The sequence below is a fragment of the Jannaschia seohaensis genome (assembly GCF_900116765.1).
GTDB lineage: Bacteria > Pseudomonadota > Alphaproteobacteria > Rhodobacterales > Rhodobacteraceae > Jannaschia > Jannaschia seohaensis.
Genome location: NZ_UETC01000006.1, coordinates 67861 through 81352, shown reverse-complemented (window position 1 = coordinate 81352; position 13492 = coordinate 67861). Strand labels below are relative to the sequence as shown.

General features: G+C 70.3%; 14 protein-coding genes and 1 pseudogene. 8 read left to right on the top strand and 7 right to left on the bottom strand.

The window, feature by feature from the left end; translation table 11 throughout:
* Window positions 1-40 precede the first annotated feature (40 nt).
* Window positions 41-1729 (bottom strand): DEAD/DEAH box helicase, encoded by a 1689-nt coding sequence (locus DTQ71_RS13895; RefSeq protein ID WP_109564906.1) that lies wholly within the window; start codon window positions 1727-1729, stop codon window positions 41-43.
* Window positions 1730-1992: 263 nt separating this feature from the next.
* On the opposite strand from DTQ71_RS13895, the gene DTQ71_RS13890 reads away from it, so the two are divergent.
* Entirely contained in the window at window positions 1993-2253 is a 261-nt protein-coding gene (locus DTQ71_RS13890; RefSeq protein WP_109564905.1) for a hypothetical protein, read from the top strand.
* Here the strand turns inward: DTQ71_RS13890 and DTQ71_RS13885 are convergent.
* Window positions 2229-2597: a c-type cytochrome gene (locus DTQ71_RS13885; RefSeq protein WP_109564904.1), complete on the bottom strand. Its 369-nt coding sequence runs from the start codon at window positions 2595-2597 to the stop codon at window positions 2229-2231. The two genes, DTQ71_RS13890 and DTQ71_RS13885, sit on opposite strands and share 25 nt — an antisense overlap.
* A 65-nt stretch (window positions 2598-2662) precedes the next feature.
* Window positions 2663-3844 (bottom strand): NAD(P)/FAD-dependent oxidoreductase, encoded by a 1182-nt coding sequence (locus DTQ71_RS13880; protein WP_109564903.1) that lies wholly within the window; start codon window positions 3842-3844, stop codon window positions 2663-2665.
* Window positions 3845-4019: 175 nt separating this feature from the next.
* Here DTQ71_RS13880 and DTQ71_RS24930 point away from each other — a divergent pair, with 175 nt between their 5' ends.
* The 3 genes and pseudogenes from DTQ71_RS24930 to DTQ71_RS24920 form a co-directional block, all read left to right on the top strand.
* A complete protein-coding gene (locus DTQ71_RS24930) occupies window positions 4020-4193 on the top strand; it encodes a hypothetical protein (protein WP_407066408.1) in 174 nt (57 codons plus the stop codon).
* Between the two features lie 3 nt (window positions 4194-4196).
* Window positions 4197-4676 carry a hypothetical protein gene (locus DTQ71_RS24925; RefSeq protein WP_407066407.1) on the top strand — a complete coding sequence of 160 codons (480 nt, stop codon included), beginning with the start codon at window positions 4197-4199 and terminating at the stop codon, window positions 4674-4676.
* Window positions 4677-4688: 12 nt separating this feature from the next.
* Window positions 4689-5375 (top strand): annotated as a pseudogene (locus tag DTQ71_RS24920) (peroxidase family protein); the annotation flags it as partial.
* Window positions 5376-5444: 69 nt separating this feature from the next.
* Here DTQ71_RS24920 and DTQ71_RS13870 read toward each other — a convergent pair.
* Entirely contained in the window at window positions 5445-6254 is an 810-nt protein-coding gene (locus DTQ71_RS13870) for a class I SAM-dependent methyltransferase (protein WP_170125430.1), read from the bottom strand.
* 121 nt (window positions 6255-6375) lie between these two features.
* Between DTQ71_RS13870 and DTQ71_RS13865 the strand changes: the two genes are divergently transcribed.
* Together DTQ71_RS13865 and DTQ71_RS13860 are read left to right on the top strand one after the other, a co-directional pair.
* A complete protein-coding gene (locus tag DTQ71_RS13865; RefSeq protein WP_109564901.1) occupies window positions 6376-7413 on the top strand; it encodes a GlxA family transcriptional regulator in 1038 nt (345 codons plus the stop codon).
* Window positions 7414-7490: 77 nt separating this feature from the next.
* Entirely contained in the window at window positions 7491-7727 is a 237-nt protein-coding gene (locus tag DTQ71_RS13860; protein WP_109564900.1) for an Lrp/AsnC family transcriptional regulator, read from the top strand.
* Window positions 7728-7968: 241 nt separating this feature from the next.
* On the opposite strand, the gene DTQ71_RS13855 is transcribed toward DTQ71_RS13860, so the two are convergent.
* Window positions 7969-8817 carry an LOG family protein gene (locus tag DTQ71_RS13855; RefSeq protein WP_109564899.1) on the bottom strand — a complete coding sequence of 283 codons (849 nt, stop codon included), beginning with the start codon at window positions 8815-8817 and terminating at the stop codon, window positions 7969-7971.
* A 100-nt stretch (window positions 8818-8917) separates the two neighbouring features.
* On the opposite strand from DTQ71_RS13855, the gene DTQ71_RS13850 reads away from it, so the two are divergent.
* Window positions 8918-9820 (top strand): threonine/serine dehydratase, encoded by a 903-nt coding sequence (locus DTQ71_RS13850; protein WP_109564898.1) that lies wholly within the window; start codon window positions 8918-8920, stop codon window positions 9818-9820.
* Between the two features lie 217 nt (window positions 9821-10037).
* Window positions 10038-11081 carry a fatty acid desaturase gene (locus DTQ71_RS13845; protein WP_109564897.1) on the top strand — a complete coding sequence of 348 codons (1044 nt, stop codon included), beginning with the start codon at window positions 10038-10040 and terminating at the stop codon, window positions 11079-11081.
* Here DTQ71_RS13845 and DTQ71_RS13840 read toward each other — a convergent pair.
* Both DTQ71_RS13840 and ilvD read right to left on the bottom strand, forming a co-directional pair.
* Window positions 11078-11680 carry a DUF6478 family protein gene (locus tag DTQ71_RS13840; protein ID WP_146204860.1) on the bottom strand — a complete coding sequence of 201 codons (603 nt, stop codon included), beginning with the start codon at window positions 11678-11680 and terminating at the stop codon, window positions 11078-11080. The two genes, DTQ71_RS13845 and DTQ71_RS13840, sit on opposite strands and share 4 nt — an antisense overlap.
* A complete protein-coding gene (ilvD, locus tag DTQ71_RS13835) occupies window positions 11681-13444 on the bottom strand; it encodes a dihydroxy-acid dehydratase (protein WP_109564895.1) in 1764 nt (587 codons plus the stop codon). It abuts the gene before it with no gap.
* Window positions 13445-13492 lie beyond the last annotated feature (48 nt).

Below are 13492 nucleotides of genomic sequence, written 5' to 3'. Positions count from 1 at the left end.
GCCTCCGGCGGGGATATTTAGGCAGGGAAGAAAGAGGGGCTCAGTTCTTCGTCGGCTTGGGCTTGGCGTGTTTCGCGCGTTTCTCGGGGCCTTTGCCGCCGGCAGGGCGGGGGGGCTTGGGCTTCATCGGCTTGTTTGCTTTCTGAGGCCCCTTGCTCTTACCCTTCGGTTTCGGCGCCTGGGGCGGCGCTTCCGCGGGACGGATGCGGATGCCGTCGGACAAGGCGCCGCCGGTCGCGGCGAAGAAGCTGTCGGCGGCATCCTCGCGGATCTGGACGAAGCTGGCATGGGGCGCGATGCGGATCGCGCCGACATCGTCGCGGGTGACGCCGCCGCCTTTGCAGACGATGGCGAGGATGCGCTTGGGATCCATGCGCTTGTGCCGGCCCGCGTCGAGCTCGAACCAGCGGGAGGGTCCGAATTCGCTGGGGGCGCGGGGCGCGGCGGGCTCGGTCAGGTCCTCGGGCGCGGTCAGCCGTTCGGCGCGCATCTTGAGCAGCGTGCGGGCCAGTTGCTCTGGGGTGAAGCGGGCGGTGAGGTCGGCGACGGTCTGGGGATCGGCGCCCTCCTCCTCCCACCAGATGGGATCCTCGAGCAGGCGGTCGCGGTCGCGCGCGCGCACGGCATCGGCGGAGGGGGGCGGGGTCCAGTCGGCGCTGAGCTTGGCCCAGCCCAGCAGGCGGTGCGCCTTGCGCCGGGCCGAGGGGGGCACGATCAGCACCGCCATGCCCTTACGCCCGGCCCGGCCGGTGCGGCCCGAGCGGTGCAGCAGCGTGTCGGAGCCGGTGGGCAGTTCCGCATGGATCACGAGGTCGAGGCCCGGCAGGTCGATGCCGCGCGCCGCCACGTCGGTCGCGACGCAGACCCGGGCGCGGCCATCGCGCATCGCTTGCAGGGCGTGGCCCCGTTCCGCCTGGCTCAGCTCGCCGGAGAGGGCCACGACCGGAAAGCCGCGGTTGGTCAGCCGCGCCGCGAGCCGGTTCACCGCGGCCCTCGTGTTGCAGAAGACGATGGCGCCGGTGCTCTCGTGATAGCGGAGTACGTTGACGACCGCCGCCTCGACCTCGCCCGAGGTGACCTCATGGGCGAGATAGGTGATGTCGGCATGCTGGCGCTCGGCGGCGGCGACCTGGATGCGTTGGGCGTCGCGCTGGAAGGTCTGGGCGAGCCGCTCGATCGCGGGCGGCACGGTGGCGGAGAAGAGCAGCGTACGGCGCTCGGCGGGACAGGCGGCGAGGATGAACTCCAGATCCTCGCGGAAGCCGAGGTCCAGCATCTCGTCGGCCTCGTCCAGCACCACGGCGCGGATGGCCGAGAGGTCGATGGTCCCGCGCCGGATGTGGTCGGCCAGGCGGCCGGGCGTGGCCACGACCACATGGGCGCCGCGCGCGAGCGCCCGGCGTTCGTCCCGCATATCCATGCCGCCGACGGCCCCGGCCAGCGCGGCGCCGTCATAGAGCCAGGCCAGCTCCCGCCGGACCTGAAGCGCCAGCTCCCGAGTTGGTGCCACGATCAGGGCCAGGGGCGCGGCGGGGGCGTCCCAGGTCTCGGCCTCGCCCAGCAGCGTGGGCGCGATGGCGAGGCCGAAGCCCAGCGTCTTGCCCGACCCGGTCTGGGCCGAGACCAGCAGATCCGCCGTCTTCAGCGTGGGGTCCGTCACCGCCTGCTGCACCGGGGTCAGCGTGTCGTAGCCGCGCTGGGCGAGTGCGTCGGCGAGGATGCGTTTCATAGGGCGTGCCTTCCGGGGCCCGGAGCGGGCCGCAAGGGGCCGCCGGTACGGGCTGCGGGGCCGAATGTCCAGAGGATTGCGGGGCGCTTGCCTTGGCCACGCCTCGGGAAGGGCATGGTTTGGGCCAGAACCGGGCGCAGCCTGCGCGGATGTGTCAATCACGGAGGCGCCGTTGGCCGATCTCAAAGGTGTGGCGCTGGTCGTCCTGATTGCCCTTGCCGCTGCGCCAGCCTTCGCGGTGCCGTCCGTCGCCGGAGCCACCGATGGCGCTCCGCGGTGGGGCCGAGATGAGCGCGCTGCCGCTCGTCATGCGCGATCCCGTCCCCTCCGTCGCGCGGGTGCTCGGCGCGGCCCCGGAGGTAAAGCTGGCTGCGCTGGGCGGGACGCGCTCGATCCGGCAGGCTGCCGCCCAGGACAGGGTCGACCGGCTCAGCCCGCTGGCCCTGACGCTTTCTGTCTTTGCGCTGGCGGGGCTGGGCTCGGCCCGGCGTCAGGCGGTCTATCGCTGGATGGTGCGCAGATAGGTCGCGAGCGCCAGCAGGTCCGCGGGGATCGGCGTGCCGATCCCGTCCTCCTCGACGATCACCGTGTCGCCCATGTCGCCCGCGCCGAATTCCGGCATCACCGCGTCCGGGTCGCCATGGCGTCCGAGCCCGTCGATCTGCGCCATGACCCGCACCGTGGGAAAGGCATCGCCCTGGCCGAGCCCGGTCAGGTCCGGTCCGACCACGCCGGTCCCGTCCGCCCCATGGCAATCGGAGCAGTCGCGCGCGAAGAGCGCCGCGCCGCGGGTCGCATCGACCTCCGCTTCCGTCGGCGGGTGCGGTTGGCAGGCGGCGAGCAGGAGCAAAAGGGCGAGAGGGCGCATGGCAGGGCCTTTCGTTGGATGGGCGAGACGGTGGACGGTGCGGGTCGGATCCGAGTCGATCCCGGTCAGATGACCGCCCGCTCCAGGATGGGGGCGTTGGCGACGAGACGGTCATAGCCGAACGGCGCGAGGTCGAGGCTGCGATATTCGCCGTGGATCAGCATTTCGGCCATGGCGCGGCCCATGCCGGGCGATTGCTGAAGCCCATGGCCGGAGAAGCCGTTCATGAAGTGGAAATTCGTGACCTCCGGATGGGGGCCGATCACCGCGTTCTGGTCGAAGGTGTTGTAGTCGTATTGGCCGACCCATTCGGCGATCACCTTCACCGACTCGAAGGCGGGGATGCGCGTGGCGATGATCGGCCAAGCGTGATCCAGCCAGAAGCTGTGATCCATCGAGAAGTCGTCGGGATCGGCCGCGGGGTCCGGATCGGGGTGGCCGCCGGCCAGATAGGTGCCGCCGCCATTTTCGCGCACATGCACGCCGGACGGGTCGATCGTCAGCGGCAGGTCTCGGTCGAGCGGCTGCTCGGCGCGGAAGATCCAGCTGTAGCGGCGGCGCGGCTCGATTGGCAGGGCGAGGCCCGCCATGGCGGCGACCGTAGCGCCGCGGGTGCCCGCGGCGTTGACCAGCGCGCCGCAGGAGACTCGGGTCCCGGAGGCGAGCTGCACGGCCGTGACGCGGCCGCCCGCCACCTCCAGCGCGGTCACCTCGTCCGCCAGATAGGTGACGCCGCGCTTGCGCGCCCCCCGGCGCCAGGTGTCGAACACGGCCTGCCCGTCCCAGAGCCCTTCGGCCTGGCGGTTATGCGACCCCAGCAGGATGCCCTCCAGGTCGTAGAACGGATAGGCGGCAGCGATCTCCTCGGGCGTCATCAGCGCGGTGGGCGTGCCGCAGGCGTGTTGCACGGCCGCGTTCTGGCGGAGGACCTCGGCGAAGGCATGCGTGTCCGCGAGGTAGAGATAGCCGAAATCGCGGATCTTGAGGTCGGGCGCGGCGGGGTCGCCCGTGCGGGCGGGCAGGTCCTCGATGAACTCGGCGGCGAACTGGGAGATACGGATGTTCAGCGGCTCGGAGAATTGCTGCCGGATGCAGGAATTGGTGTGGGTGGTCGCGGCCTTGGCATAGCTCGGGTCGCGCTCGACCACGAGGATCGAGCCGTCGAAGCCCAGCTCGGTCAGCCACCACGCCGCCGAGGAACCCATCATCGCGCCGCCCACGATGATCACGTCGTAGCTGTCCTGCATCGCTGCCTCCGTTCTCGTGCCCAGGGACCCCGGCGGCAGGGGTGTCGTCAAGCGCTGTGATAGGCTGGGGCGCGTGTGAGCGTCTCGCGCAGCACCTCCGCCACGCGGACCAGCTCTTCGGACAGCGGATGGGCGCGCCGACAGGCAAGGCCCAGCCGGCGGCGACGCGGGCCTCGTGGGGGCCGAGCCCGAGGGCGCGCCGATCGAGGCGCAGGGCTTCGGCTGGAAGAACGGCTTCGAGACGGGGGTTGGCCCGCAGACCACCACCTCGGGCATCGTGGGCGCATGGGCGCCGAACCCGACCACCTGGGACATGGGCTATCTCGACACGCTGCTCAACAACGAGTGAGAGTTGACCAAGTCCCCCGCCGGCGCGCATCAGTGGAAGCCCCTGGGCGACGCCATGGCGGGCACCCTCGTCGAGGCTCATATCGAGGGCAAGACGCACCAGCCGATGATGCCGACCGCCGACATGGCGCTGAAGGTCGACCCGGACTATCGCCGCATCTCCGAGGACTATCTGGCCAACCCGGACAAGTTCGCCGATTCCTATGCCCGCGCCTGGTTCAAGCTGTGCCACCGCGACATGGGGCCGAAGGCGCTCTATCTCGGGCCGGAAGTTCCGGAAGAGGATCTGATCTGGCAGGATCCGACCCCGGCCTCCACGACCGATGTCTCCGAAGCCGACATCGCCGAGCTGAAGGCGGCGGTTCTCGCCTCCGGTCTGACCGTGCAGGAACTGGTGGGCGCCGTCTGGGCCTCCGCCTCGACCTATCGCCGGTCGGACAAGCGCGGCGGGGCCAACGGCACCCGCGTGCGCCTCGCGCCGTAGAAGGACTGGGACGCGAACTCGCCCGCGCAGCTCGCCAAGGTGCTCGACACGCTGGAGGAGGTGCGCACCGCGTCCGGCAAGGCGATCACCATCGCCGACATGATCGTGCTGGCCGGCTCTGCCGCGGTCGAGAAGGCGGCGCGTGACGCCGGCCATGACCTGACCGTGCCCTTCACCCCCGGCCGCGGCGACGCGACCGAGGAGATGACTGACGCCGAGAGCTTCGAGCCGCTGGAGCCCCGTGCCGACGGCTTCCGCAACTACCAGGCCGCGGAGTTCCGCATCTCGGCCGAGGAGCTGCTGGTCGACCGGGCGCAGCTGCTGACGCTGACCGCGCCCGAGATGACGGTGCTGGTGGGAGGCCTGCGCGCGTTGGACGCCAACACGGGCGGCGCCAAGCACGGCGTCTTCACCGACCGGCCGGGTGGGCTGACCAACGACGTCTTCACGAACCTGCTGTCGATGGAGAACGAGTGGCGCCCCGCGAGCGACGACGCCCAGGTCTACGAGGCGTTCAACCGCAAGACTGGTGACAAGGTCTGGACGGGCACCCGGGTCGACCTGGTCTTCGACTCCAACTCGCAGTTGCGGGCCATCGCCGAGGTCTATGACCAGGACGATGCGGGCGAGAAGTTCGTGCGCGACTTCGTCAAGGCCTGGGTCAAGGTGATGGAGCTCGACCGCACCGACCTGCACTGACGCGCGAGACAGGCGAGATAGAGGGCGCGGCCGGCGGGCCGCGCCCCTTTTCTTTTGCGCTCCGACCGGTCAGCCCCGCCGCGTGGCGGAGAAGGCCAGGGCCGGCATCGGGATGCGGTAGACCCCGTCCGACAGGAACGCCGCCATCTGCGCCTCCCAGGCTGTCTCGATCTCGTCCAGGACGGGCTTGGGCTGCGCGTCGAGGATGACCGCCGCCCTGACGGCGAATTGCCGGAACCGCGCCGCGAACGCGCCCTCGGGCGCCTCGAAGACCAGGGGCAGTTCGGCCGCCATGACGCTCTCGAAGCCCGCGGCCTCCAGCGCATCCCCCATCGCCTCGACCGAGGACAGCGCGAAGGGCGGCGGGGACGGGGGAACGAGGCTCATATCGGCGTGTTCCCGCATCGTGCCGAAGACGATGCGGAAAAGCGGCGAGGCGGGCGGTCCAACCCAATGGCTGAGCGCCACGCGCCCGCCCGGCCGCAGGACACGGGCCATCTCCGCGAACATGGCGGCGGGATCGCTGGCATGCATCACGCCGAAGGAACAGATCACCGCGTCATAGGCCCCGCCGGGCCGCGGGATCGCCTCGGCGTCCCCGACAGCGAAGGGCACGCCGGGGAAGGCGGCTTGCGCGGTAGTGACCATGCCCTCCGAGATGTCGATCCCCTCGGCCTCGGCGCCCAAGGCCGCCGCCGCGCCCGCGGCGCGGCCCGTGCCGCAGCACAGGTCCAGCACGCGCCGGCCGGGGACCGCTTCGGCCATCGCCAGCAAAGTCGGGATCGCGCCCGTCGTCACCAGACCGGTCGATGCGTTATAGCCTGAGGCCCGCGCCCCCCAGCCGTCCTTCTCGGCGGTCTTGAATGCGTGATATGTCATGATTTTCCTCGCAAGCATTGCCTGACCGGTCCAGGATGGGGGGCGAACTCACCGCGCATCAGGGCCGGGCTGGCCAGAAACGGACCGGTTCGGCCATCGGCGCCCAGCGGAGGTCTCGCCCATGGTCCTGCGCGATTTCGAAGCCGACCCGCTCCGTATCGACGTCCTGGCCGCCGATAGTTGCCGGGGCGCGATCCTCTACGGCTTGTTCGACCTGCTGACCTCGGTCGGCACCGCCTGGTCCTACCTGACCGAAGGCACGCCCAGCCCGCCGATGACACGGGTCCGGATCGTCGCCCGCGACACCGCGCCCTTCCGCTGCATCAGCGGCGTTCCGGTGATGCCCGATGCCAGCCTCGAGGAGGCCGACGATGCCGAGATCGTCTGCATTCCCAACTTTCGTATCGGGGTGGCGACGCTCCCGCGCGACGTGCTCGGGCCGGAGATCGACTGGATCCTGCGCCGCCACGCGGCGGGCGCCCGTCTGGCGACCGCGTGCTCAGGCTCGGCGCTGCTGGCCGATGCGGGCCTCTTGGACGGGGAGGAGGCGACCGCCCATTGGTCCATGGCCGAGCTTTTCGCGGAGCGCTATCCCGAGGTCGTGTTCTGCCCCGAACGCACCCTCGCTTTCGCAGGCCAGGGCGACTCCATCGTGATGTCCGGCGGGATGGCCTCCTGGCAGGATCTCGCGCTCTATCTGATCGCGCGCTATCTCGGGCCCGAACACGCGGCGCGGTCGGCGCGCTTCTACTGCGTCGACCCCAAGCCGGACGGGCAACGCCATTACGCGGCGCCGATGCGGCGGCTGGCGAGCGAGGACGCGGTGATTCAGGACTGTCAGGCCTGGCTCGCGGATGGCTATCGCGAGGCCGATGCGGTCCCCCGCATGATCGCGCGTTCCGGCCTGCCGCGCCGCAGCTTCGACCGCCGCTTCCGGGCCGCGACCGGCTACAGCCCCAAGGACTACCTGCAATCGCTGCGGGTGGAGGAGGCCAAGCAATGCCTCGAACGCGAGGAGCAGAGCGTGGACGCCATCGCCGAGGCGGTCGGCTACGCCGATGCCCGCGCCTTCCGCCGGCTGTTCCGAAAGATGACGGGGCTCAGTCCGGCGGAGTATCGCCGCCGCTTCTCCGGGGCGCGGTTCCTGTCGGCGCGCTAAGGCAAGTTGGGGGCCGATCCGCTCTGGCCTGCCGCCCTGGGGCATGGGTAGAACGAGGGCAATCAAGGAGCCCGCCCATGAACTGCGTCTTCGTCCAGATCCGCTGCAAGCCCGCCACCGCCTACAAGGTCGCGGAGGCCATCGCCCTGCGGGAGATCCATTCCGAACTCTATTCGACCAGCGGGGAATACGACCTGCTGGTCAAGCTCTACATCCCGAAGGACAAGGATGTGGGGCTCTATATCAACGACAACCTGCTCGACATCGAGGGGATCGAGCGGACGCTCACGACGCTGACCTTCCGGACGTTCTGAAAGCACCGGTCCAGACGGCCAGACTGGCGCGCGCCGGATGACGGTCTCGGGGACGCGGCCGGCTGGCCCCCGCGCCCCCGAGATGTTTCGAGCAAGCCGCGGTTCGCGGCTCTCGGACCGGATCGGCCCTCGCGGGGGGCGGTCGGCAATCTGCGGGGCCGCGGGATCGTGGCGCATCTGGCCTCATCACGGGTTCACAAATACTCATGTTCCTTCGCCAGCCCGGGGCGCGCCCTCCCGGTCAGCGGTGCAGCGCCTCGCGTCGCGTGCGCGGCAGGTGCCATTCTGCCATCGTTGCCATCGCATCCTCGGCGGTCTCGACGAAGCGGAACAGGTCCAGGTCGTCATCTCCGATCGTGCCCGCATCGCGCAGCGCCTCCCAGTCGATGATGCGGCGCCAGAACGTCTCGCCGAAGAGCAGGAAGGGCACCCGCTCCATCCGGCCCGTCTGGATCAGGGTCAGCGACTCGAAAAGCTCGTCCAGCGTGCCGAAGCCGCCGGGGAATACGCAGACCGCCGCCGCGCGCACCAGAAAGTGCATCTTGCGGACGGCGAAGTAGTGGAAGTTAAAGGCGAGTTCGGGCGTCACGTATTCGTTCGGCGCCTGCTCGTGCGGCAGCACGATATTGAGCCCGATCGACCGGCCCCCCGCCTCGGCGGCGCCCCGGTTGCCCGCCTCCATCACGCCCGGCCCGCCGCCGGTGACGATGACGTTCTCGGTGCCCCCGGTCTCGGCCAGCGATTTCTCGGTGACCAGCCGGGCGAAGCGGCGCGCCTCCTCGTATTGGTCGGCCAGGCCGCGCAGCGTCTCCGTGCGGGCCGTGTCGCGGGTCTCCGGTCGGGGGATGCGCGCGCCGCCGAACAGCACGACGGTCGAGACGATGTTGGCCTCGTCCATCAGCAGCGTGGTTTTCAGGAGTTCCAGTTGCAGGCGGACGGGGCGCAGCTCCTCCCGGCAGAGAAAATCCTCGTCGGCGAAGGCCAGGCGATAGGAGGGCGACCGGCTTTGCGGGGTGGAGGGGACGCCGACGCTCGTCTCCACGTCCTCACGGGCATGGCGCATCGGGTGGCGGCGGTCGTGTTCGGTCATCGAGGCGTCCTTGCATCCATCGGGTTTGCCGGGTGTAACGCGCCGCGCGGGGATGTCGAACCGCAAAGGCCCGCCCGGGGGCAGATCGAAGGGGAACAGAATGGACTGGCGCAACGAGATCAAGGCCGCGCGCGCGCGCATCGCCGGTCATGCGCGGGTAACGCCCGTGACGAAACTGACGCTGGCTGGGCACGAGGTGTCGCTGAAGCTGGAGCAGATCCAGCATACCGGCAGCTTCAAGGCGCGGGGAGCTTTCAACACGCTGCTCTCCACCGAGGTGCCGGCGGCGGGAGTGGTCGCGGCCTCCGGCGGCAACCACGGCGCGGCGGTGGCCTATGCGGCGGCCAGCCTGGGCCATCCGGCGCATATCTTCGTCCCGGAGGTGGCCGGTCCCGCCAAGATCGCGCTGATCGAGCGGACCGGCGCCACCTGCCACGTTGTCCCCGGCCTCTATGCCGACGCGATGGAGGCGGCCCGCGCCCATGAAGCGGCGACCGGCGCGATGCAGATCCACGCCTATGACGCGGTCCCGACAGTAGCAGGGCAGGGGACCTGCTTTGCCGAGTGGGACGCCCAGGGGCTCGACGCCGAGGACGTGCTGATCGCCGTGGGTGGCGGCGGGCTGATCGCCGGTGCGCTGGCCTGGTGGGGCGGGGCCCGCCGCGTGGTGGCGGTGGAGCCCGAGCAGACCTGCGCGCTGAACGCGGCGCTCAAGGCCGGGGCACCGGTGGATGTGGACGTCTCCGGCGTGGGCGCCAACGCGCTGGGGGCCAAGCGGATCGGCTCGATCTGCTTCGATCTGGCCCAGGGCATCGACAGCGTCACGGTGCCGGACGACGCCATTCTGGAGGCACAGCGCGTCCTCTGGCAGGAGGCGCGGCAGCTGGTCGAGCCGGCGGGCGCCTGCGCGTTGGCGGGGCTGCTCTGTGGGGCCTGGGTGCCGAAAGGTCCGGTCGCGGTGCTGGTTTGCGGCGCCAACCCGGCGCCGGATCCGCTGGGCTGACGCGGGCGCGGCTCTTTCGCGCAAGCGTCCCCGCGCCCGAGGTCGTGGCGTCCGAAAATCCGGCACAGGGTCCGATCCGGTCGCCCTGGAGCGCCGGGTGCTTGCAAAAATCACGGAAACGTGATCCCTGATCGCTACGGGGCGCCCTACCGGCGCGGACGCGCGGACTCCGCATCGGACCGGTCCCTTCCACACATATCCGTCTGACGGAGGAGCGATGACCGAGGGTTCACCCTCTCGGACAGGCGTGCGCCGCTTGGGAGCGGCGCGTGCCGGGCGTCCGATCGAATGGCCGACCTTGCTGCTGCTGGCCGGGGTCCACGCAACCTGGGCCGCGCTGCTGTGGTGGGGGGATGCGATCCCGCCGCTGGCGGCGCTCCTGATCCTCGGGCCGATCCTGACCCTGCATTCCTCGCTGCAACACGAGGTGCTGCACGGTCACCCCACGGCCGATTCGCGCCTGAACGATGCGATGGTGGCGCTGCCGCTGGGGCTGCTGGTCCCCTATCGCCGCTTCCGCGACCTGCATCTGGCCCATCACCACGACCCAAACCTGACCGATCCCTATGACGACCCGGAGACGAACTATCTCGACCCGGTGCACTGGGCGCGGATGGGCGCGCTCTGGCGGCTGGTCTGGCGCGCGAACAACACGCTGCTCGGCCGGATGGCGTTGGGGCCGGTCCTGGCCCAATGGACGCTGATCCGGGAGGATTGGCGGGCGCGGCACGATCCAGCGGTCCGGAGCGCCTGGGCGTTGCATGGCGTGGGCGTGGCGGTGGTTCTGGCGCTGGTGGCGGCGTCGGAGGTGCCGCTCTGGGCCTATCTGGGCGGCTGTTGGCTCGCGATGTCGATCCTGCGGATCCGCACCTTCCTGGAGCATCGCGCGGCCCATGCCCCGCGTGAACGCAGTGTGATCATCGAGGATCGAGGGCCGCTGGCGCTGCTCTTCCTCAACAACAACTTTCACGCCGTCCATCACGCCCGGCCAACGCTGCCCTGGTATCGCCTGCCCGCCGCCTATGCGGCCGAGCGCGAGACGGTGCTGCGGCGGAACGGCGGCTATCGGTATACGTCCTACTGGCCGGTCTTCCGGGACCATCTGCTGCGCGCGAAGGATCCGGTGCCGCACCCGTTCTGGCATTCCGGCAACCGGACGACCGCGCGGCAGGACGCGGCCGCCGTCCTCTCCAGCATTCTGCCGGAAGGCGCCCCGCCCGCCGCGCCCCAGCCGGCGCGGAGCCGTGTCGAGCGGAGTTAAAGCTCCGCTCGGGGGCGCCGGGTCAGAACGAGATCCGTCAGCGTGACCGAAAGCTCCGTCGTCGGGCTCAGGCTCAGGTCGACCCAGGCCGCAGTGACCCCGCCCGCGGCGAGCGGCGTGAAACCGAGGTCCAACTCCGTCCGCAGCCCCGCGCCCTCGGGCCGGAGGCGATCGGTCAGCGCGTCGGTGTCGGGGCCGTGGCGCAGGTTGAGCCGGGCAAAGAGCGCGTCGGCCCCTTGGGCGACCGCATCGATGCGCAGGACATGGCTCCGCGTCAGCGTGGTGGCCGCGTCCCGTGGCAGGTCGATGGCGAATGACAGGTAGCTGCCCGCGAAGGCGCTCAGTGTCAGCTCCAGCGCGAAGGCGGTCGGCCCCTCTGGCGTGGCCCTCTGGTGCAGCGCGACGGCGTCGGCCCGATCGTCATGGAACAGGGTGCATCCCGGGGCGAGCACTTGGCCACCGGGCGCTATGGGCCCCTGCATGCCGCCCAGGGGCCTTGACCAGGCGACGGGGCGCCAAGCCCAATCCGCAAGGGCGGGCCGGTCCGTCACCGCCGGGTCGGAGCGGGGGGCGTGTCCCCCGCCCGCCGCGCCTCTCATTCAGAGGTCCATGTAGACATGGGACTCTTCGCGAGCGCCGGGATGGGTGCAGGCGCCGTATTTGGCCGATCCGACCAGCTGGGCGTATTTCCACAGCGCGCCCGAGGTGTAGATCGTCTTTCTCGGCCCGTCCCAGGCTTCGCGCCGGGCGGCCAGCTCCTCGTCGCTCAGGTCGACCGACAACTCGCCCTTGATCGCGTCGAGCGTGATGATGTCGCCATCCTTCAAGAGACCGATCGGCCCGCCATGGGCCGCCTCGGGTCCGACATGGCCGACGCAGAAGCCGCGCGTGGCGCCCGAGAACCGCCCGTCGGTGATGAGCGCGACCTTCTTGCCCATGCCCTGGCCGGACAGGGCCGCCGTGGTGGCCAGCATCTCGCGCATGCCGGGGCCGCCGGCGGGACCTTCGTTGCGGATGACGATGACCTCGCCCTCCTTGTAGGCGCGGGCCTTGACCGCCTCGAAGGCCTCCTCCTCGCTCTCGAACACGCGGGCCGGGCCGACGAAGCGCTGGTGCTGCGCCTCCATGCCCGCGACCTTCACGATGGCCCCGTCGGGCGCGAGGTTGCCCGTCAGGCCGACCACGCCGCCGGTCTTGGTGATCGGGGTCTCGACCGGGTAGATGACGCGGCCATCGGCCTCGCCCCTTGTCTCGTCGATGACCTCGCCCATGGTCTTACCGGTCGCCGTGATGCAATCCTCGTGGATCAGGCCGGCCTTGCGCAGCTCCTTCATCACGATCGGCACGCCGCCCGCCTCGTAGAGGTCCTTGGCGACGTATTTGCCGCCCGGCTTCAGGTCGACGAAATAGGGCGTGTCGCGGAAGATGTCGCAGACGTCCTGGAGGGTGAAGTCGATCCCCGCCTCGTTGGCGATGGCCGGCAGGTGCAGGCCGGCATTGGTCGAGCCGCCGGTGCAGGCGACGACGCGGGCGGCGTTCTCCAGCGACTTGCGCGTGACCACGTCGCGGGCGCGGATGTTCTTCTCGATCAGACGCATCACCGCTTCGCCCGAGGCGATGGAATACTGGTCCCGGCTCTCGTAGGGCGCGGGGGCGCCGGACGAGTTGGGCAGTGCCAGACCGATCGCCTCGGAGACGCAGGCCATGGTGTTGGCGGTGAACTGGCCGCCGCAGGCCCCGGCCGAGGGACAGGCCACCCGCTCCAGGATGTCGAGCGCGGCGTCGCTGAGGTTCCCGGCCTGGTGGTTGCCCACCGCCTCGAACATGTCCTGAACCGTCAGGTCGCGGTTCCGGTATTCCTCGGGCACGTCGGACCCCGACGGCGCCCGGCCCGGCAGGATCGAGCCGCCATAGATGAAGACAGACGGCGTGTTGAGCCGCACCATCGCCATCATCATGCCGGGCAGCGACTTGTCGCAGCCCGCGAGACCCACCAGCGCGTCATAGCAATGCCCGCGCATCGTCAACTCGACCGTGTCGGCGATGGCCTCGCGCGAGGCCAGCGAGGAGCGCATCCCCTCATGCCCCATGGCGATGCCGTCGGTCACGGTGATCGTGGTGAACTCGCGCGGCGTGCCGCCGCCTTGCTTGACGCCCAGCTTCACGGCCTGCGCCTGGCGGTTGAGCGCGATGTTGCAGGGCGCGGCCTCGTTCCAGCAGGTGGCGACGCCAACCCAGGGCTGGTGGATTTCCTGGTCGCCCAGGCCCATCGCGTAGAAATACGACCGATGCGGCGCCCGGGCGGGCCCCTCGGTCACATGGCGCGACGGCAGCTTCGACTTGTCGGTGGGTCCCTTGAGCATCACGGCCTCCTGAATTCTCCGCTTCGGGGATAGAGAAGCCCCCCGCGC